Raw genomic sequence first — 20,525 nt, 5'->3', positions numbered from 1 at the left:
ATGGCCTTCGTCAGCCACGGAAAAGTCTTCTTTGCCGGGCCAGGCAGGTTCTGGTGGGGGAGCTTACTGCACCACGTAGCCCTGCAGCCAGCCGTCGAGAAAATGCAGCAGCATAATCAGGTTGAAGACGTAAACCATCATCGTGATTTCCCGCTGCCAGCGTAACTGCCGCCACGCCAGATACGTCAGCAGGTAAGCCGTAGCCAAGCCAAAATACCAGAGCGCCTGCGAGGTCGAAAAGTTGTCGAAGCCCTGGGTGTAAATGCCGAATATCTGCCAGAGCACCATCGTAGCGGCAGCCACCTGCGCGTAGCGGCGCCAGGACCAGGCGGGCTGCCTAGCTAAGGATGCTGCCAGTACTACCAGAAAAGGCGTGGCAAATATGTAGCGGCCCATGTTCCAGATGCTGCCGCTTTGGAAAAACAGAATGAACAGCACCACGCACACGCAGTAGCCCAGGGAAAAAACAACTTCGGGCGGGGTGCTTGGCGTGTCCAGGCGCTGCCGCCGGCTTTTCAGCCAGTGCCACGCCAGCCAGCAGCAGCAACCGATAGCCGCCATTCCCAGCCACACCGCTAATCCGTCGAGCCAGAGCATGTCGATACCGGAAGGATCTACCACCGGAAATTTGGGCAGCGTCAGCTTATGCCCCCAGTGCTTCTGCGCCAGGACAAAGCCCCAGGGCTCCCCGATCGTCTTCCATTGCAGCGTCGCCACCATTCCCACCGACGCGGCCAGGGCCAGCAGCCCCGTTACGCCCCAGGTCAGCGCCGTGCGCAACTGCCCGGGCTGGGCGGCCCAAATGAGGACCATAAACAGCAGTGAGGGGGTAAACATGGTGCTGGCCGAACGGGTAAGGCCGCAGCCCAGCAACCCCAGCAGCCACCAGCTCAGCTGCCGCCGTCGCAGCCCCAGCAGCAGCAAAGTCACAAAGCAGAAAAACAGCGCCTCGGTGTAAGGCACTATCATGAACATAAGGGAAGGAGTAGACAGCAGCAGCAACTGAAGGCGCGCCGGCAGTCGCAGCTGATAGGCCAGCCAGGTGAAGCTACTCAGAAACAAGCTCACGTTAAACAGGCTGATGCCCACCAGACCCAGTCCGGTGAACCGCCACAGGTACGGCAGCAGCGGAAAGAATGCGGAGTTGCTCGTGGCCGTGGCCGAATACGCGTAGCCGGTGGTACGAATCTGGTCATACCAGTTTACGTCCCATTGCCGCAGAGAACTTTCGGAGGGCAGCACCTGCACCAGGCCGAAAGCGTACAGGGCAGAAACCAACGCCGTCAGCAGCAGCAGGTGCAGCACCGTTACCAAGGGGTAGCGGTAACGGGTGACGACGGCGGGAACGGAGGCGGAGAATTCAGACAAGAAGAGAATACTAGAAAGTCAGTATTAGGGCCGCAACGGCCAGATTTATTGCAAGCCCTCAAGCTTCAAGTCGTCGAGAAAGGCTAGCTCTCCTTTCTCACTCCGCCACACGTGAAACGTAAGCTCATCCGTCGGCAGCAGGTCGTCGGGCAGGTCGATGTACTTAAACAGCGGCACCCACACCTGGTAGCGCGCCACCGAAATATCCAGATTTAGGCCCTGCCACACATCAGGACGACGGCCGTGGCAATTGATGCTTACAACCAGAATAGCTGTCCGGACCCGGCCGTTGGGCAGGTAAGCCCAGCCGCTAAGCCGCAGCTTCTGCGGCACAAAGCGGCACTGGCTAAGCGTGGTGGTGTAGCCAAGTCCAAACTCTTCGTCGGGAGACATGCTGTAAGAGTGGCGTCCGGAGTGGGCCTGTTCCTGGGTCAGAAAGGCGGGCAGCGGTGACACCCAGCCCTCAAATTGTTCGAAGTCGGACGAGAAGATGGTGCAGGCCTTGTCGTCCGACGGCGTGCAGCCCGCCAGCAGCCCGCTGATCAGGATGGGCCACCAGCGGAAAGCAGATGACCAAGAAAAGCAACTAGTCATTTACAAAGTAGCGTAAAGCATTGTGACATTGAAGATAAAGCGGATTAGCCGGGAGCGAACCTGGCGGCACTCAGGCCAAGCCAGTCCAGGGCATTCTGCCCCAGCATGCGGGCTTTCATCTCATCCGGATACGGCATGGCATTGATTAATTCGCCCGGCGTCAGCTCGCCCAGCGGAAACGGGTAGTCGGTGCCCAGCGCAATCTTGTCGGCGCCCATGGTTTTCACCAGGTAGTCGAGCATCAGCGGGTCGTGCACCAGCGAATCGACCCAGAAGCGGCCCAGGTACTCGCGCGGATTCACGTTGTTGTCGACGGCGCACAGGTCGGGGCGCACGTGAAAGCCGTGCTCGATGCGGCCGATGGTGCTGGCGAAGGTGCCGCCGCCGTGGGCCACGGCCACGCGCAGCTTGGGCAGGCGCTCCAGCACGCCCCCAAATACCAGGGAGCACAGCGCCAAGGTGCTTTCGGCGGGCATGCCCACCAGCCAGGGCAGCCAGTACTTGGGCATCTTCTGCTGGGCCATCATGTCCCAGGGGTGCACAAACACGCAGGCGCCCAGCTCCTGGGCGGCGGCAAACACCTCGAACAGCTCGGGCGCGTCCAGGTTCCAGTCGTTGACGTGGGAGCCAATCTGCACGCCGGCCATACCCAGCTCTTTCACGCAGCGCTCCAGCTCCCGGATGGCCAGGTCGGGGGCCTGCAGCGGAATGGTGCCCAGACCCACGAACCGCGTGGGGTAGCGGGCCACCACGCCGGCAATGTGGTCGTTGAGCAGGCGGCTCAGGTCCAGGGCATCGTGGGGCTTGGCCCAGTAGCTGAACATGACGGGCACCGTGCTGAGCACCTGCACCTGCACGCCAAACTGGTCGTACTCGCGCAGCCGCACCTGGGGGTCCCAGCAGTTGTCCTGCACTTCCCGGAAAAACTTGTCGTCCTGCAGCATGCGGGCACAACAGGGCTTGTGGTGCTCGAGCCGGATGAAGCCGCCGTAGCCGTACCGCTCGCGCAGGTCAGGCCAGGTTTCGGGCAGGATATGAGTGTGAATGTCGATGGAAAGCACGCGGGCGGGACGTAAACAGGCAGCAGTTAGGGCGCTGCTACCGGGGCCGGGGCGGCCATGTAGGTGCCGCAGTTTTGGCAGGTCCGCAGGTTGTCATTCTGCCAGAAGGCATTCATGATGGGCGGCAGCTGCTGTACGATGTCGGTAATCTCGGCAAACTCCTCGTAGAGCTTATGCCCGCAGTTTTCGCAGTACCACTGAAAGCCGTCGAGCTCGCCGGCGGCGCGGTAGCGCTCCAGCACCAGGCCCACGGTGCCGGCCGGCCGCCGCGGGGAGTGGGGCACGCCCGCGGGCAGCAGAAACATTTCGCCGGCCCGAATGGGAATATCTACCGGCTGCCCGTCCTCGATGATCTTGACCACAATGTCGCCTTCAATCTGCAGGAACAGCTCTTCGCCCTCGTCGTAGTGGTAGTCCTTACGGGCGTTGGGGCCGCCGACGACCATCACAATGAAGTCCTTGTTGTCCTTGAATATCTGCTGGTTGCCGACCGGGGGCTTCAGCAGGTGGCGGTGCTCGTCGATCCAGTGCTGAAAATTGAAGGGGCGCGAAACGGACATAACACGGGGCAGTTGGAATGGGACGGGGTGGGGCAAAGCCCGCCGAAAGGAATGCCTAACTTACGCAAAACCCCGCAACCGGGCTTATCTTCGGCCAAACACTTCCCCTGGCTTTACTCCCCAACTGCTACTGTGCACCTCGACCTCACTTCCCAGCGCGCCCTCGTCGGCGGCAGTACCCAGGGCATCGGCCGCGCCGTGGCCGAAGAGCTGGCCCGGCTCGGCGCCACCGTCACGCTGCTGGCCCGCGATGAAGCCCGCCTGCGGGCAGTAGCTGCCGCGCTGCCCGTGCCCCAGGGCCAGCAGCACGATTTCATTGTGGCCGACTTCAGCGCCCCGGCCACGCTGGCCGAGCGTCTGCAAACCTACCTGACCGCGCATGCCGAGGGCTTCCATATCCTGATCAACAACACCGGCGGGCCGGCCGGCGGCCCCCTTCTGACGGCTGCCGTGGACGCGTTCCGGGCGGCGTTTGAGCAGCATGTCATTTGCAACCACCTGCTGGTGCAGGCCGTGGCGCCGGCCATGCAGGCCCGGGGCTACGGCCGCATCATCAACGTTATCAGCACCTCGGTTAAGCAGCCGCTGGCCAACTTAGGCGTGTCCAACACGATTCGGGCGGCGGTGGCCAACTGGGCCAAGACGCTGGCCAATGAGCTGGGCGGCAGCGGCATCACCGTCAACAACGTGCTGCCCGGCGCCACGCTCACCCAGCGCCACTCCTCGCTGATTGACGCCAAAGTAGCGCAGACCGGGCAGAGTGCCGAGCAGATTGAGGCCGGCATGCTGAAGCTGATTCCGGCCGGCCGCTTCGGGCAGCCCGAGGAAGTGGCCCAGGCCGTGGCCTTTCTGGCCTCCCCGGCCGCGGGCTACATCAACGGCACCAACGTGCCCGTGGATGGCGGGCGGACCGGCACACTGTAGCGGTGCCCAGTCCGCTTTCCGTGGCGGCAATCAGCCTACGTTTACCTTACCCTTTCTAACTGCTGCTACGCTTTGGTTAAGTTCGATACCATTTCCATTGTCGTTCCGGTCTATAACGAGGCCCGTACCATCCATCAGCTTCTGGACCTGCTGCGGAAGCTACAGCTGGTGAATGATATTCAGAAAGAGGTTATCGTGGTCGACGACTGCTCCACCGATAACTCGGCCGAAGCCCTCAGCACCTATGCCGCCCGCTACCCCGAAATGGGGCTGCGGGTATTACATCATACCGTCAACCAGGGCAAGGGTGCGGCCCTGCATACCGGAATCCGGGAGGCCACCGGCGACTACGTCATCATTCAGGACGCCGACCTGGAGTATGATCCGGAAGAGTATAATATCCTGTTCAAACCGGTCCTCAAGGGCTTTGCCGACGTGGTGTACGGCTCCCGGTTCATGGGTGGCAACCCCCACCGCATCCTGTTTTTCTGGCACAGCATCGGCAACACCCTGCTCACCTTCCTGTCGAACATGTTCACTGACCTGAACCTGACGGATATGGAAACCTGCTACAAGCTGTTCCGCCGCGACATCATTCAGGGCCTGACGCTCCAGGAAAAGCGCTTCGGCTTTGAGCCCGAGGTGACGGCCAAAGTGAGCAAGGTGCCCGACGTGCGCATCTACGAAGTGGGCATCAGCTACTATGGGCGCACGTACGCCGAGGGCAAGAAAATCGGCTGGCGCGACGGGTTCCACGCCATTTACTGCATTCTGAAGTACGGCCTGCTGGGGTAGAGCCGCCGGGCTTACTGAGCCGCAACCAACTCCTGCTCGCATGTTGCCGGAGCCATTACCAGCAACACCAGAAACAGCGAGGCGAAAATGCTTACCGATGCCAGGTAGGCATAGGGAACTTGCAGGAAGACGTAGAACGTAGCCAAGTATAGCTTGAGCACGATGATGGCGAAAACCCAGTCGTCGGTACGGGGCGCTTTGGTACCAGTACCGATTACCGGCATCCACATCAAGGGCAAATGGAAAAGCGGGAGTGGCAGGCCTGGGTACCCAAGCCTGCCACTCCCGCTTTTCCATTTAACCGACTACTCTTCGCTGGTGATGGTCAGGTCATCGAGGTACACAGTCTGCTGGCCACTGCCGCGCCACAGATATACACTCAGATTGGTGGCAGAAGCCGCATCAGCCGGCAGTTCAATAACTTTTTCTATCTCTATCCATTTGCCTTTCTCCTTCACTTCTTTCGACAGCTCCAGCCCTTGCCAAAGCAGTTGTTTGCCCGTAGTGAGGTCTTTCAGCTCCGTAACTACTATACCATTGGCCGGAAGCGCAGGCGAATAAGCCCAACCACTGATTTTTATTTTTTTAATGCGGGTTGGGCTGAGGCGGCCCAGCAGCGAGTTGAATCCAATGCTGTATTCGCTTTCCGGGCCCACCTTGATGGAATATCGTCCGGAGTGCGCCTGCTCGCGGGTCAGGGAAGGGACGGGGTTGTTGCCCATCCACCCGTCTAGCGCATCAAAGTCGTTTCTAACCAATTGATTAGCCGGCACATCTTGGCTCTTTTCGCCGCAGGCCACCAGACTAAGCGCGAATACCGCGTAAAGCAGTTTTTTCATGTTTTTTACAAGGAGAGAGTTAGTAAGGCCAAAATTAGAACTATTTTCAATACTGCCCTATTTGGCCGTTTCACCTTGTTCAGCCGGTTGTCCATTCTACGCTTGCTCCGTCTTTATATTTAGGATTCTGAGCCAGCGCCGAGTTATCTATCTTTGCTCCGCTTCCTACAAATCTGCTTTAGGATAACCCCCTTTCGTTTCCGACTCGGCCTTATACCTTTCGCTAACCTACCCTTTATGCCTTCTGGCCATTTACAATCCAACTCTACCCGCCTACTCTCAATCTTAGGTCTGTTGGGGCTTCTTGGCATTATCTTGTTTCCCTTGCTGTTCGATTTACACCGAATTCCCATCCAGCTTTGGGACGAGTCGCGGCTGGCCAACAACGCCCTTGAGATGTACGACTCCGGCGAGCTGCTGGTGACCACCTTCGAGGGCAAGCCCGATCTGTGGAACACCAAACCGCCGCTGCTGATCTGGCTGCAGGTAGGGATGATGCATCTGTTGGGCGGCCCGTCAGAACTGGCGATACGTATCCCCTCGGCGGCTGCCGCCGTCGCTTCCGTCTTGTTACTTATTGGCTTTAGTGCCCGGGGGCTCGGCAGCTGGGGTACGGGACTGGCTGCCGGCTTTATTCTGGTCACCATCCCAGGCTACGTATCCACGCACATGGCCCGTACCGGCGACTATGACTCCATGCTGATATGGTGGCTTATTTTGGGGCTGGTCAGCTTTTTTCAATTCCTGGAAACGAATCGGCCCCAGTACCTGCTGCTGTGGGGCCTTAGCATTACCGCCGCCATTATGACCAAGGGCGTCGCAGCCCTGCTCGGTAGTCCCGCCCTACTACTCTACGCCATTCTGCAAGGTCGGCTCTGGCAGCTCCTGCGCCAGCCTCGCGTTTGGGCAGTACTGTTGGGAGCTCTGGTCATGCCGGCCCTGTATTACCTGACCCGCGAAGCAGCGGCCCCAGGATATTGGCACGCGGTGGTAATCAATGAGTTGGGAGGTCGTTTTGCCGGTACGCTGGATGAACATCAGGGTCCCTGGACCTATTACCTGAACAACATGCAGCACCATCTGCTGGGTCCCTGGAAATACTGCCTGCTGCCGGCTAGTATCATTCTTGCCCTGGAGCGGCCATCCGCCGCACGCCGTCTGTCGGTGTTGCTTTTCTTCTTTATAGTGTGCTGGCTTACCATTATCAGTACGGCCCAGACTAAACTGGAATGGTATCCGGGGCCGGTTTATCCACTTCTTGCCTGGCTGATGGGCATGGCCCTGAATGCAGTATATCATCGTGCTCAACAGTGGCTGCCCACGGCCACCCGGCGCTGGCAGCCGCTGTTCGGCCTGGCTGCACTGCTGCTGCTTATTCTGGTTCCTTACCAGAACATTATCCAGAGCATCATTGATCAGCGCAGTGGCAAAGAATCCTGGTCGGAAGACACTTCTACCCCTTCGTTTCTGCGCCATTATCTGCGTGAGCACCCTGATTTCCGGACCATTGCGCTGGTCTATCCGGGGGGGTATCGTCCGTTGCATTCGTTTTACACGCGGGCCTATGCCCATCAGGGCATTCTTCTTTCGCTTACGCTGCCCAATGATCTGCAAAAGTTCAAGCCCGGCGAAGAGGTCATTGTGTACAACCAAGCGACGAAGAATGAGTTGCTGGCAACTTACCAAACGGTCCTGCTTTACGAGCAGGATGGTACAGCAGCCTACTCCATTCAGGGTAAGCGGTAGTCGGGCTGCATGACCTGTCTTAATTATCGGCCGGTCAAGAATATACTAAAGAGCAGAATAGTCTTGCTCTCAGCGCTGCTCCCCGGAAGCACCATTGGTATGACCACCGCAAAAGCTCGTACTGAGCGGCTGTCCGCTGGATCAACAGGCCGGCCTGCGGCCCGTCGCCACGTTTCTTCCACTCCCGCTCCTGGGCCGCGCCCCCCATTGGCCGCAATTAAATACCTTTACTGTATGGACCTAGCTTACGAAACCAAGTATCATGAACTAGAGGAGCAGCATTGGTGGTTTCAGTCCCGCCGCGATGTTGTATTCTCCCTGATTCAGGATCTGCACTTATCCAAAGAGGCCGCCATTCTGGAGGTAGGCTGCTCCGGCGGCCCGCTGCAGCAGCGCCTCCGCAACGAAGGCTACTCCAACCTGACCGGTATCGACCTGAGCGAGTCGGCCATTGCCCTGGCCCAGCAGCGGCAGATTCCCAACGTGCAGCTAATGGACGGCGCCCGCCTGGACTTTACCGATGCCTCCTTCGACGTAGTGGTAGCCTCCGACGTGCTCGAGCACATCGAGGATGAGCAGCAGGCTCTGCGCGAGTGGCTGCGGGTGCTGCGCCCCGGTGGGCAGCTGCTGGTGTTCGTGCCGGCCTTCAACCTGCTCTGGAGTGAGCACGACGTGGTCAACCACCACTTCCGCCGCTACTCCGGCGAGGAGCTGCGCACGGCCCTGACCCGGGCGGGCCTGAAGGTCAAGCGCCTGTCGTACTGGAACTCGACGCTGTTTTTACCGGCTGCCGCCGTACGTCTCTTGCAGCGGTTTCGCGCCACGCCCAAAAACCTGCCCTCCGGCGACCTGCAGACGCTGCCCGGCTCTATGAACGGCGCGCTGCTGGCGCTGCTGCGGTTTGAAAACCGGCTGCTGCGCCATGTGAATCTTCCCGTGGGCATCAGCACTTTCGCGCTGGCCCAAAAGTCTGCTTAAGGAATTCTGCCCCGATGTCTCTGCCTTCCCACTCCGTCGATCTTTCCGTTATCATCCCGATTTATAACGAGGAGGAAAACATTCCGGCGCTGTACGAGCGGCTCCGCGGCGTGCTCGACCCGATGAACGTGCGCTACGAGTTCATCTTTATCAACGATGGCTCCCGCGACCAGTCGCTGACCCTGATCCATACCCTGGCCAGCCGCGACCCGCGGGTGCGCTACATCGACTTCAGCCGCAACTTCGGCCACCAGATTGCCGTCACGGCCGGCCTGGATTTGTCGCTGGGCGAGGCGGCCTGCATCATCGACGCCGATTTGCAGGACCCGCCGGAGCTGATTCCCAGGCTCTATGACAAGCTGCACGAAGGCTACGAGGTGGTGTACGCCAAGCGCCGCTCGCGCCAGGGCGAAAGTGCCGCCAAAAAGCTGACGGCCAAGCTATTTTACCGGATCCTGGCCAGCATCACCAACATCTCAATTCCGGTGGACACCGGCGACTTCCGGGTGATTTCGCGCAAGGTGGTGGATGCCCTCAAGCAGATGCCGGAGCAGAACAAGTTTATCCGCGGCCAGATTTCGTGGATCGGCTACCGGCAGACCTACCTGGAGTACGACCGCGCCGAGCGGGCCGGGGGTGAAACCGGCTACACCTACCGCAAAATGATCAATCTGGCGCTGGACGGCATCACCGGCTTCAGCGACGCGCCCCTGAAAGCGGCCACCATCAGCGGCTTTATCGTGTCGGGGCTGGCTTTTCTGGTGATGGTGTACACGCTGTATGCCCGCTTCGTAACCCACCACTACGAGCCCGGCTGGGCTTCGCTGATGGTCAGCATCCTGTTTTTGGGCGGCGTGCAGCTCATTGCCGTCGGCGTCATCGGCGAGTACATTGCCCGCCTCAGCGCCAACGTGCGCCAGCGCCCCCTCTACATCATCTCCGACACCAACATTCCGGTAGCCCAGCCGGCGCCGGCGCTGACCGAGCAAAACCAGCTGCTGCGCTAAGCTCCCGGCTTATTCTAGCCCCCGCGGCCCACCCCAAGCTTACGGGGTGGGCCGCGGCGTTGGGGCCGGGGCCAGCAGCACGTAGCCGTCGGGGAAGGTGCGCTCCGCAAAGTCGGGGAACACCTGGCGCAGGTAGCGGTGGGCGGGGCTGTTGCGCCACGCCGGGTTGATGACCAGCAGATCGGGGCGGAAGTGACGGCGGAAGGCGGCGGCCTGCGCGGGCCGCGGCGCGGCAAACACCGTATCGGCGGGGGCTTTCTGCAGAGCCAGCAGCGTGTGCATCACCGGGTCTTGGTCGAAGTCGGCAAACCGGGCCTCGTCGATGCGGGAGAAGTAGGCCGTGGGCAGCTTTTTGCGGTGGCGGGTCTGGTAGAAGAAGTTTTCGGGCTCCATCACGCCCAGCAGGCGGCGCCCGTCGAGCAAACCTACCGGAATCGGGAACAAGACCTTACCGGGCAGCCTGGCGGCTTCGCGGTACACCGGCGGCAGCCCGGCATTGTAGGTCACCGGCAGAGGCTTGGGCCAGTACTCTACCGCCACGCAGCCCAGCAGAAACAAGCTCAGCGCCCACTGCAGTCCTGGCCGCAGGCGGGGCTGCCACCAGGCTTCGAGGGCCGAAAACGTTACCACCGGCAGCAGCAGGCTCACCATCATCACCCAGCGGGTGGGGCAGCGGATGTTGTTGAAGAAGGGAATGAAGTGCAGGATGCCGGTAGGCAGGTTCAGGCGCTGCTTGCCGAAAATCTGCAGGGCCGGCATGGTCAGCATCACGAAAAACAGCAGCACCCAGGCCAGGGGCCGGCCGTCGGCATCAAGGCGGCGCACGGAAGCAGCCCGCCGGGGCCACAAGGCCAGCCCCAAGCCCAGCAGCGGAATGGCGTAGCCCAGAAACATCACGTTTTCGAGCGTGTCGGGCATGTTGTAAATCTTGGGGTTGACGTAGAGGCTGCGCGCCCAGGCGAAGTCGAGCCAGCGGCTGGTTTGGGGCGGGGCCAGGTAGCCGATGACGTCGCCGCCCCACCAGAACCCGCCATTGTCGGACAGCTTGGACAGGCGCAGCAGGCGAATGGCAATGTGGCTCAGGATGAGGATAACGATAAGCACCAGCCAGGGCCGGGGCCGGCGCCAGCTGATCTGCCCCAGCCGCAGCCAGTACCACAGCGCGTAGGCCAGCGAAAAGTACAGCAGCCCGAACAGCACGTAATAGTCGCTGAGCAGGGTAACGAAGCCCAGCCCGAAGCACCAGGCCACGGCCTTGCGGCTGCGGATAACGGGCAGGAACCGGCCGGCCTCCCACTGGAAAGCGGCCAGAAACGCCAGCACGTAAAATGGCACCGCGGCGGTGAGCACCAGGTTGTAGTGCTCGGGCAGGCGCTGGAGCTTGTAGGGCGAAAACGCGAAAATCAATCCGGCCAGCCAGCTCAGCACCGGGCTGCGCACCCAGCGGCGGCACAGCAGATAAGCCCCGGTGCCCGACAGCGCGTAGCTCCCCAGCATGGTCAGGTTCACGGCCAGCATCTCGTTGCCCACCAGCAGGTTGACGAGGCCGATCAGGGGCGTGTAGGCGTGCATCACCAGCGACGCACCCGTGGGGTAGAGCAGCCAGTCGGTAAAGAACGGGTTGGTGCCGCTGACTACGGCCTCGCGGAAGTGCCACACGTTCCAGAGAAAGATGTAGGCGTCGCGGTGGGGCACGGCGGGAAAGGCGCTGGCCAGATGCCCGCCCAGCGGCCAGGTCCAGGCAAAGAACACGACGACGTAGAGCAGCGTAGCCAGCAGCACCGGCCCCCAGAATTTGAGCTTCATAGAATCAGCAGGTAAGCAGCAAAGCAGACGGAAAGAACAGGGCACCTCACGGGGCCGCCGACGCCGGATTCCGCAGCGCCAGCACCTCAAACGCGCCCACCTTACGGACCCGGCCCGCTAGGTAGGGACGCAGGCGCGGGTCGGCGGTGAGGGTGCTGTCGTTGGTATAAAGGTAGCGGGCCCCGCGCTGAATGCAGTTGGCCAGGTAGGGCTGCCCGCCGGGCAGGGGGCGAAACAGCTGGGCACTTTCGTCGTAGCCGAAGCCCTTCTTGTGCAGAAAGTAAAAGAACTTGCAGCCCGAGTTGTCGGGGCCCACCACGCAGAGCGCGGAGTCGGGCACGGCCTGCCGGAGCCGGGCGCGGGTGGTGGCCTCGAACAGCTCGACGGGCACTTCGCGGGCCCCGCGCATCCAGCGGGCCGGGGCAATGCGCACGAAAGCCAGCACGGGCTGGGCCAGCAGCAGCAGCGCCAGCGCCCAGTGCCAGCGGGGCTGCCGGCTCAGCCACCGCGCCCCGGCCACCACCGGCAGCAGCAGCACGGGCAGGTAAGGCAGCATGTAGTACTGGTGCACCGTCATCTGCCGCAGCTCGATGATGTGGTAGGCCAGCAGCGCCAGCGCCCACGCCAGCACGGGCCCAAACCACGGGTGCCGGTACAGCCGCTGCCGCACCAGCACCACCAGGCCCAGCAGCAGCAAAATGAAATTGGCGAAGTTGAGCAGCAGCTCGGGCAGGTCGGATACCAGGTTGTGCTGCAGCGTTTTCAACGCCACCGCCAGGTTAGCCGCCGGCCGCACTTCCAGTCCGAAATCCGCCAGGCCGGACGTTTCAATCAGGGCCAGGGCGTAGCGGTACCAGGCCAGCGTGGCGCCCACCGTGACGACGGCAAACCCGGCCAGCGCCAGCGCGTCGCGCCAGCGCAGGCGGCGCTGCATGGCGTCGCGCAGCACCAGCACGGCAATGGGAAAGCCGATAACCAGGTACTGCAGCTTGGTCATGCCGGCCAGGGTCACGCAGGCCAGCGCCAGCCAAAAGCAGAGCCCCCGCCGGCCGCGCTGGTACCAGGTCAGAAAGAAGTAAAAGCCCGCCAGGGAGGCCGTCAGCGCCAGAATGTCGGGTAGGGCGTTGATGGAATGGTAGAACAGCTCGGGGCTCCAGCCCAGCCCCCAGGTCCCCACGGCCGCCAGCCAGGAAGAACCCGTGATTCGGCGCAGCAAAGCGTGAAAGGCGACGAGGCCGGCGGCGAAAATCAGCCAGGAAACCACCCGCGGAATAGCTTCGTGGAAGCCCAGCGCCTGGTAGCCCACGGCCACTAGCCACTCGTAGCTGGGAAACTGCATGCCCGTCACCCCATCGGACTCGTTGCGCCGGTCCACGCGGGGGCGCAGCGGGTTCATGTCCTCCTCGTAAAGGTTGCGGGCCACGGCCATCGTGTTGGTCTGCCGCCAGACGTGGGCGCTGTTGGGCGGCTGGTTGAAGAAGGGCGCGTGCAGCAGCAGGTTCAGCCCCAGCAGCAGGGGCCAAAACCACCGGGGCACGTGCTGGCCGGCAAGGGTACTCGGATTCATCGGGCGCGGATACGGCGGAGCTAGGGCCGCAAAAGTAGTGGTTTACTATGGCTAGATTTGCAGACGGCCTCACCCACCCTCCCCATGCTCCAGATTCAGAACTTCATCAACGGCGAGTTTGTGCCGCCCGCCGCCGGCCGCTACCTCGACAACGTCGAGCCGGCCACCGGCCTGGTCTACGGCCAGATTCCCGACTCCGACGCTGCCGACGTCGCCCGGGCCGTGGAGGCGGCGCAGGCGGCGTTGCCGGGCTGGCGCGCTTTGCCGGCTGAAAAGCGCGGGCTGCTGCTGGTTCGCATTGCCGACCTTATCGAGCAGAACCTGGAGCAGCTGGCCCAGGCCGAAAGCCGCGACAACGGCAAGCCCGTAGCCCTGGCCCGGGTGGTGGATATTCCGCGGGCGGCCAGCAACTTCGCGTTTTTCGGCACCGGCGTCAGCCATTTTGCTTCCGAAACCCACTTTCAGGAAGGCGTGGCGCTCAACTACACCGTGCGCCACCCGCTGGGCATCGTCGGCTGCATCTCGCCCTGGAACCTGCCGCTGTACCTGTTTACCTGGAAGATTGCCCCGGCCCTGGCGGCCGGCAACTGCGTGGTGGCCAAGCCCTCGGAAGTTACGCCCGCCACGGCTTACCTGCTGGGCGAGCTATGCCAGCAGGCGGGACTGCCGCCTGGGGTGCTCAACATCGTGCACGGCACCGGGCCCGGTGCCGGGCAGGCCCTTGTGGAGCACCCACTGGTGAAGGCCATCAGCTTTACCGGGGGCACCAAAACCGGCGAGCATATTGCCCGCACCGCCGCGCCTATGTTCAAGAAGCTGTCGTTGGAGCTGGGCGGCAAAAACCCCAACCTCATCTTCGCCGACTGCGACCTGGCCGCGGCCGTGAGCACCAGCATCCAGTCGAGCTTCAGCAACCAGGGCCAGATCTGCTTGTGCGGCTCCCGCATCTTTATTGAGCGGCCCATCTACGAGCAGTTCAAGGCCGCCTTTCTGGCGCGCGTGGCCGGCCTCACCGTCGGCGACCCGCAGGAGGCCGGCAGCAAGCAGGGCGCGCTGGTCAGTGAAGCCCATTTGCTGAAGGTGCAGTCCTATATCGAGCTGGCCCGGCAGGAAGGCGGCACCCTGCTGGCCGGCGGGCAGCGCGTGCAGCTGGCCGGGCGCTGCGTCGGCGGCTTTTTTCTGCAGCCCACCGTGTTTGAAGGCCTGGCCCCCGACTGCCGCACCAACCGCGAGGAAATCTTCGGCCCCGTCGTCACCCTCACGCCCTTCGATACCGAAGCCGAAGCGCTGGACTGGGCCAACGGCACCGACTACGGCCTGTCGGCCACCATCTGGACCCGCGACCTGGACCGGGCCCACCGCGTGGCCCACCAGCTGCACGCCGGCGTGGTCTGGATCAACACCTGGCTTTTGCGCGACCTGCGCACGCCGTTCGGGGGCATGAAAAACTCCGGCGTGGGGCGCGAAGGCGGCCTGGAGGCGCTGCGGTTCTTCACCGAAGCCCAGAACGTGTGCGTGAAGCTGTAGCTGGAATTAGTCGGCGGAGGCCTGGGTGGCAGGGGCCGCGGGCCGCGCGAAAGACACCAGAAACGGGGCCCGGCGGCTGACTATCAGCACCACGAACAGGGAAGTAAACAGGCTCACCGAGGCCAGGTACACGTAGGGAATGATGAGCAGGGCGTAAAAAGTAGCCAGGTAGGCTTTCAAGCTCAGCAAGGCCGCCAGACGGGGGTCGAAGCGGTGGCGGAACCGCCAGAACAGCCCGCCGCTGACCAGCACCACCGCCGTGCACGCCCCGAACTGCACCTGCTGCAGCCGGGTGATGCGCTCCACCAGCGTCCCGGGCATGTCAAAGAACCAGGAGGCCAGCCCCACACCATTGAACAGGTGAACCGGCTTGGCCTGCCCGATGTGCATGTGGGCCCATTCCCCTTCCGCAATGTTCAGGTTTTCGAGCTGGGCCCGCAGGAAAATAGTGGGGTCGTGCAGCAAAAACGGGCCGAAGAGGAGCAGCCCGGCCGCCAGCGTGAGGCCCGCCGTGAGCCAGCCCCGGCGTGGGTTTTCCCATAGCAGCAGCAAGCCGTAGAGCGGCACCCAGAGCGCCAGCGAAAAGCGCGACAACAAGCACAGCGTCAAGCCCAGCACCTGCAGCCAGACTTTCCCGCTGAGCGTACTGGCCACCAGCACGCAGTAGTAGCCCACAATGAGCCCCTCGACCGTGAAGCGGAAGACGTCTTTGCTGCTGAGCACAAAAAAGTGCAGGACCAGCAGCGGCAACACGGCTTTCAGCCCCCACTCGCCTTTGGGCAACGCCAGTCGGGCCAGCTGCCCCTGATATACCAGCAGGCCGGTAAGCAGCGCCAGAAACGCCCACCACCGGTAGTCGAGGCCCGCCAGCTCGGCGCCCACAAACGGCAGCCACTGCAGGGGCGCGTAGTTGGGCAGAAACGTGTAGCCCAGCATCGTAATAGGCTGGTACACCACCTCGTCGGCCGCCAGAAACCGCGTTACATACACCTGAAGAGCCGGAACAATGTCGGAGCGGGGGCCGATGGTGGCGGCCGGGTACTGGCTGATCAGCTTGCTAATAACCGGGCCCGTCAGCAGCCAGCTGGCGGCTACCAGGCCCGCGCCGAGGGCAAACCGGGCAACGACGGGCCGGTTGGGCACCGTTGGCCACTCGAAGCGGCAGCCCAGCACGGCGCGGGCCGCCAGCGCAGTCAGAGCCAGGCTGATGGCGTACAGCACCACCGGACTCCAGTAAGGGCCCAGGCTGTTGCGCAGGTAGGTAAAGAACAGCACTTCCAGCACGAACAGCCCGCCGATGCCGGCCACGACGAGGGAGGAATTGGCGCGGGGCAAATCAGACTTTAACCCGGCCACAGCGGGGGGAGCAGTGCCGGCAGGGCTACGGGAGAAATCAGGCATCAGGACTGGGCAGAGAAGGAGCCGGCAATTTCGCCCGTTTTTCCTTATCGGCCGCCGGCTATGCTACCCGGCCGGGGCAGGCGGCTACAACTGCTCCAGAGCCTTCTCCAGCTCGGCCAGCGTGGTTTCCTGAAAATCCAGCGGCTCGGCCTCCCGCTGACCGGTGGTGGTTTCGTGCAGGGCCAGGTACGGCGTTCCGTTGCGGTACTGCACGCCCACCAGCACCACCCGCTGGTTGGCGGGCACGCCGGCGAAGTGGTAGCCATCGGCCTGGGGCTGCCCGGCCACGATGGTCGTGCTTTCCCGGAATACCAGATGGACGCTGGTGCCCGGCTCCACCTGGGCGCTGGCCAGAAAGCCAACGGGGGCTCCGGCCGGCTGCCACCGCCGCTCACAGTTCAGCCAGCCCAGCTTGTTCGACTGAAACGCGTAATGACTGGCCGAGGGCGCCAGGGCTTTGGTGGCCTCCGGACTGTCGTCGTCGGTGACGGGCAGCGCCTCTGCTACCGTGGGCGCGGGCCGGACCGTGTCCGCAGTCATCTGCCCCGGCTGAAAAGAAAACCGGATGGGCAGCATCATCTTCACCTTCACAAACTGGCCGCCCTGCTGGGCCGGGGCCCAGTGGCCCGAAGTCTGCTGCAGCACCCGCAGTACTTCTTCGTCGCACCCGTCGCCGAGTCCGCGCAGGATGCTGGGCGCCAGCACCTGGCCGCGCTCATCCACTACGAAGGAAGCGTATACCAGGCCTTCGGTTTTGTGCGCCAGGGCCGCTGCCGGGTACCGGATCAGGCGGTTGATGTCGGCCGGGCCGTTGCCGTAGCTGGGCATCTGGGTGGCCTGGGTAGCAATCAGGTCGGCTCGCGGCTGGATGGTGATGGGTCCCAGCGCCACCCACTGCGTCGGCTGCCGGAGGCGGTGGCCGCTGCCGTACGCCAGGCGCATACCCTTCTGGCGGCGCACAAACGGCATCTCCAGCTGAAACGCCTGGCCGGCGGCCACCTGCAGCGGCTGCCCGCGCGTGGAAGCCCGCACCAGCACCATACCGCCCGAGTCGAGCAGGTCGCCGCCGGCGGCCACGGTCGACAGGTTTGAGAGCAGCATATCGGCCACGCTGTAGCACTCCTTGAGCTCTATCCACACGGGGCCGGCCGCCGGCCGCTGGCGGGCATCGACCAGCACGCGCGCCGGAATGTGCACGATAGTGCCTTCCCGGCCGTGTACCTCGGCGGGCTGGGTGGGGTCAATCTGGAAATATTCACTGGCCTTGAGCGTCAGGTCGTGCAGCCGGGCCTCGGTAGGTGGGGGCGCCGTGGTGTCGGTGGCAAACGGCCGCAACGTGCCCCGGCGGTACACCAGCGGTGCTTTTGGATCGGTGCGCCGGGCCAGCTGGTGCCAGGAGCGGCGCACGGCCTGGCCGGTCGGCGGCGTTTCGGGCAGGGAGTCGCGCATGGCCGGGGCCGGCGTCACCGGACCGGCCGGGTCAGCCTGCGCCGGCTTTTCCCGCTGGCAGCTCCCCAACCCACCCAACAACAGTGCTCCCAGCAGGAAGCAGAAATTCATCTGGAGCATACGCATGGAGCTACTCTACGCGAAAAACCCGAAAACAAACGCCGGGGCCGCCATTTTACCTATCCTGGCGCCGGCCTCAGGCCTTACTGTCCTGAATTCCAGGCGCTGCTGCAAGGTAACCAGGTCTGCCAACATAGCGCCGGAATAAAATAGCGCGGGCCGGCAGTCGTTATTGGCGGGCTGTCCGGTGGGCTGATGAAACTTCGCTCCTTCCTCCCGACCTTTACTCCCTATGCGTTACCGACTGCTTCTGTTTGCCCCGCTCATCCTGTTGGCCGCCTGCTCCAAGGAAAACGGTGGGCCCCGGCTCGATCTGGTGGGTAGTGCCCGCTATACGAGCACCAACCGCACCCTGACCCGCGCCGGCGACACGGTTACCTTCAAGCTGTTCAGCGACGTGCGGGACGCGGAAAAGCTCCTGAAGCACATCCGCATATTCGTTACTTACTCGCCGGTCAAAAACCCGCTCAGTTACCCCGCCTCCGGCTACGACCCGACGACGGCCAAGAGTGACACCGTCTTTACCTACCTCGACTCCACCGTCTCGGCCAAAGAGTTTGTGCTGCAAACCACGCTCAATGCCCGTACGACTTCGGGCCGGGAGCAGTGGGCCTTTGAGGCCGAGGACGTGGACGGCAACAAAGTCAGCCGGGGCTTCCGGCTGCAGTACCGCAACCCCGACTCCCTGCGCAGCTACCACAGCTACACGGCCCAGCTGCAGGCGCCCGGCGGCTCCACGGCGCGCCGCAGCTTCCTGGCCCTGCTGCCCGGCCTCACGCTGCCCCGCTACACCATCACCACCAATGCGGAGGCCAAACGGCTCGTTGATGTAGTCTACGTCGTCCGCAACAGCAGCATTTTCCTGGCTGCCCCCAACGACCCCTTCGTCAACCACATCGGCCGCTGGTCGACGCGGCCCACCGAGTTCCGTGACCCTAACCTGAACAAGGCCAGCTTCGACAACGCTATTACCGGCGACGCGCTGACTACCCTTTTCAACGGCGCCGCTGCCCTGCTCCCGACCACCCGCACCCCGGCCTTGGCTAAAGAACAGGTGTACGCCTTCCGGACGGCCAACCAGAAATCCGGGCTCATCTACGTCCAGGACATCATTGCCACTCCCGTGCCGACGCTGATTCTGCTGGTGAAGGTGACGAAGTAAGGGGCACAAAAAAGGCCGCCCCTGCTTGGGGAGGCCTTTTCAGAGTACAGTACCGGCGCTAGAAAGTAGTGCCCAGCGTGACGGAAGTAGTATAGCGGTTGCCATTGACGCTGATAACCGGCGCGGCAGCACCCGGCACGGTATACGACTGGCTGTAGCGCTTTTCCAGGGCATATACCCCGGCGGCATCGATGAAGAAGCGGCCCTGCCGGATGCCTACTCCCCCCGTGAAGAACTGCTGGGTGCGGTCAAACTCGTTGGCCTTGTGGGCATCACCATACCGGGCGTAGCCGGCCCGCAACCGGAAGATATCCAGACGGGCCTCGCCGCCCACGCGCACATTGACTGCCGAGCGGTACAGGTTTCGCACTGCCTGGTTTTGGTCGTCAAACGTGTCGAGGTTGTTGGTTTCCGTATCCCCGCTCAGGCGGGCCTGGCTGTAGTTTACGTACTCAATGTCGCTGCTCAGAAACCCGTGCTTGCCCAGTGTGACCGTAGCCCCGCCCGAAGCACGGAAAGGAGTGGTAAGCGAATAGGTGTAGTCGCTCGGCAGTGATTCTACGGAAGCCGAAGTTCCGAAATTGGTGCGGGGGGCGCGGCTGAACTGCGTATCAAACGAAGTGGAGTACGTATCGGTCAGACGCATGAACGTGGGCGTCTGGATGCTGGCGCCGAGGCGCACCGCATCCATGAGCCGGTAGATAGCGCCAATGCGCAGGTTAAGGCCGGTGCCCTGGGTTTGCAGCTGGTCGCGGCGCTGCAGGCTGGTAAAGGCCGTGGCGTTGGTCGGGTCGCTGGCTTCTCTTTCGTCAAAGGTGCGGGTTTCGTTGTAGCGCACCGTGGCAATGCCCAGACTCGCGCCAACGTACAGCTTGTCGCGGTAGCTGGCCCCGTAGGCCACATCGATCTGATTTTGGGAGCCCGTAGTCAGCACCGTTTCATTTTGCAGAATCGGACCCTGCCGGCGTACCGCGCCTAGCGAGTCATTCCCGCTGATATCTTCATAATATCCCGTTAGCCCGGCCCCGTACGCCAGCCCATCCAGCGAGTAATAATCACTGTTCAGGTACTGCTGATCAACGTCGGCATAGGTATCATCCAGGCTGTTGTTCAGTAGCGTCGGACTTCCCAGTCGCGCCAGCAGGGAGCGGTTGTTGGCTACCGTGTTGGTGTAGCGGTACTGGGCGTTAAAGTCATTCAGCCGCGTAAAGCCTACTCCGAAGCTGCCGGCGCGCCAGTCGTTGCTCAGGTCATTGTCCGGCAGACGGTTGGTGAATACCGCCCCGAAGCTCCCAATGTGGAAACTGTTGCGGTTGTCGGTTATCTTGGTGTCGGAACCGATAGCCTGAGCATCGGTCTGCCCCAGGCCCAGACCCGGAGTAAAGCTGAACTCGGACTTCTGAAACAGGCCCAGCCCGGCGGGGTTGCTGCTTAGGTTGCCCAGGTCGGCGCCCAGCGCCACATTGGCGCCCCCGATACCGAGCGTGCGGGCCGGCCCCCCAAACTGCAGCCGCGAATACCGCAGCGCGTCCGTTTCATTTTGGGCAAAGGCGTGGCTGGCCCAACCCATCAGGGTCAGGCCAAGCCAGTATTTGGCGTTTTTCATTAAGAAAGGGAAGAA

Annotated in this window: 18 protein-coding genes; 7 read left to right on the top strand and 11 right to left on the bottom strand. The window is 62.7% G+C overall.

The features are described from left to right. Positions 1–63 precede the first annotated feature (63 nt). The 4 genes from ABD842_RS09820 to ABD842_RS09805 are packed head-to-tail and all read right to left on the bottom strand — an operon-like array spanning position 64 to position 3,583. Complete coding sequence (locus ABD842_RS09820; protein WP_345113005.1) at positions 64–1,368, bottom strand: hypothetical protein; 1,305 nt, start codon at positions 1,366–1,368, stop codon at positions 64–66. 45 nt (positions 1,369–1,413) lie between these two features. After that, the gene (locus ABD842_RS09815) at positions 1,414–1,962 is read right to left on the bottom strand and encodes a hypothetical protein (RefSeq protein WP_345113003.1); all 549 of its coding nucleotides are present in this window, start codon (positions 1,960–1,962) and stop codon (positions 1,414–1,416) included. Positions 1,963–2,006: 44 nt separating this feature from the next. Next, on the bottom strand, positions 2,007–3,023 hold the full coding sequence (locus ABD842_RS09810) for an amidohydrolase family protein (RefSeq protein ID WP_345113001.1): 1,017 nt from the start codon (positions 3,021–3,023) through the stop codon (positions 2,007–2,009). Between the two features lie 26 nt (positions 3,024–3,049). Continuing rightward, positions 3,050–3,583, bottom strand: coding sequence for a 3-hydroxyanthranilate 3,4-dioxygenase (locus tag ABD842_RS09805; RefSeq protein WP_345112999.1), 534 nt, complete (start codon positions 3,581–3,583; stop codon positions 3,050–3,052). Positions 3,584–3,715: 132 nt separating this feature from the next. On the opposite strand from ABD842_RS09805, the gene ABD842_RS09800 reads away from it, so the two are divergent. After that, positions 3,716–4,507: an SDR family oxidoreductase gene (locus ABD842_RS09800; RefSeq protein WP_345112998.1), complete on the top strand. Its 792-nt coding sequence runs from the start codon at positions 3,716–3,718 to the stop codon at positions 4,505–4,507. A gap of 72 nt (positions 4,508–4,579) precedes the next feature. Continuing rightward, on the top strand, positions 4,580–5,302 hold the full coding sequence (locus ABD842_RS09795; RefSeq protein ID WP_345112997.1) for a glycosyltransferase family 2 protein: 723 nt from the start codon (positions 4,580–4,582) through the stop codon (positions 5,300–5,302). 11 nt (positions 5,303–5,313) lie between these two features. Here the strand turns inward: ABD842_RS09795 and ABD842_RS09790 are convergent, their stop codons facing one another. Together ABD842_RS09790 and ABD842_RS09785 are read right to left on the bottom strand one after the other, a co-directional pair. Then, complete coding sequence (locus ABD842_RS09790; RefSeq protein WP_345112996.1) at positions 5,314–5,532, bottom strand: hypothetical protein; 219 nt, start codon at positions 5,530–5,532, stop codon at positions 5,314–5,316. Between the two features lie 75 nt (positions 5,533–5,607). Continuing rightward, positions 5,608–6,141, bottom strand: coding sequence for a hypothetical protein (locus tag ABD842_RS09785; RefSeq protein WP_345112994.1), 534 nt, complete (start codon positions 6,139–6,141; stop codon positions 5,608–5,610). A gap of 324 nt (positions 6,142–6,465) precedes the next feature. On the opposite strand from ABD842_RS09785, the gene ABD842_RS09780 reads away from it, so the two are divergent. From ABD842_RS09780 to ABD842_RS09770, 3 genes are all read left to right on the top strand, one after another. After that, entirely contained in the window at positions 6,466–7,887 is a 1,422-nt protein-coding gene (locus ABD842_RS09780; protein WP_345112993.1) for an ArnT family glycosyltransferase, read from the top strand. Between the two features lie 234 nt (positions 7,888–8,121). After that, positions 8,122–8,865: a class I SAM-dependent methyltransferase gene (locus tag ABD842_RS09775; protein ID WP_345112992.1), complete on the top strand. Its 744-nt coding sequence runs from the start codon at positions 8,122–8,124 to the stop codon at positions 8,863–8,865. Positions 8,866–8,879: 14 nt separating this feature from the next. Beyond that, complete coding sequence (locus tag ABD842_RS09770) at positions 8,880–9,872, top strand: glycosyltransferase family 2 protein (RefSeq protein ID WP_345112990.1); 993 nt, start codon at positions 8,880–8,882, stop codon at positions 9,870–9,872. Positions 9,873–9,911: 39 nt separating this feature from the next. Here the strand turns inward: ABD842_RS09770 and ABD842_RS09765 are convergent, their stop codons facing one another. Continuing rightward, complete coding sequence (locus ABD842_RS09765) at positions 9,912–11,678, bottom strand: DUF6311 domain-containing protein (protein WP_345112988.1); 1,767 nt, start codon at positions 11,676–11,678, stop codon at positions 9,912–9,914. Positions 11,679–11,724: 46 nt separating this feature from the next. After that, positions 11,725–13,245: an ArnT family glycosyltransferase gene (locus tag ABD842_RS09760; protein ID WP_345112986.1), complete on the bottom strand. Its 1,521-nt coding sequence runs from the start codon at positions 13,243–13,245 to the stop codon at positions 11,725–11,727. An 84-nt stretch (positions 13,246–13,329) separates the two neighbouring features. Between ABD842_RS09760 and ABD842_RS09755 the strand changes: the two genes are divergently transcribed. Further along, positions 13,330–14,772 (top strand): aldehyde dehydrogenase, encoded by a 1,443-nt coding sequence (locus ABD842_RS09755; protein ID WP_345112984.1) that lies wholly within the window; start codon positions 13,330–13,332, stop codon positions 14,770–14,772. A gap of 6 nt (positions 14,773–14,778) precedes the next feature. Here the strand turns inward: ABD842_RS09755 and ABD842_RS09750 are convergent, their stop codons facing one another. Together ABD842_RS09750 and ABD842_RS09745 are read right to left on the bottom strand one after the other, a co-directional pair. Further along, positions 14,779–16,107, bottom strand: coding sequence for a hypothetical protein (locus ABD842_RS09750; RefSeq protein WP_345112982.1), 1,329 nt, complete (start codon positions 16,105–16,107; stop codon positions 14,779–14,781). Positions 16,108–16,257: 150 nt separating this feature from the next. Next, positions 16,258–17,742, bottom strand: coding sequence for an energy transducer TonB (locus tag ABD842_RS09745; RefSeq protein WP_345112981.1), 1,485 nt, complete (start codon positions 17,740–17,742; stop codon positions 16,258–16,260). A 232-nt stretch (positions 17,743–17,974) separates the two neighbouring features. On the opposite strand from ABD842_RS09745, the gene ABD842_RS09740 reads away from it, so the two are divergent. Beyond that, positions 17,975–18,904 carry a hypothetical protein gene (locus tag ABD842_RS09740; RefSeq protein WP_345112979.1) on the top strand — a complete coding sequence of 310 codons (930 nt, stop codon included), beginning with the start codon at positions 17,975–17,977 and terminating at the stop codon, positions 18,902–18,904. A 58-nt stretch (positions 18,905–18,962) separates the two neighbouring features. Here ABD842_RS09740 and ABD842_RS09735 read toward each other — a convergent pair whose 3' ends face one another. Then, on the bottom strand, positions 18,963–20,510 hold the full coding sequence (locus tag ABD842_RS09735) for an OmpP1/FadL family transporter (protein WP_345112978.1): 1,548 nt from the start codon (positions 20,508–20,510) through the stop codon (positions 18,963–18,965). Positions 20,511–20,525: the final 15 nt, after the last annotated feature.

Source organism: Hymenobacter algoricola (assembly GCF_039539525.1).
GTDB classification, from domain to species: Bacteria; Bacteroidota; Bacteroidia; order Cytophagales; family Hymenobacteraceae; genus Hymenobacter; species Hymenobacter algoricola.
This window is presented reverse-complemented; position numbering and strand designations above follow the sequence as displayed.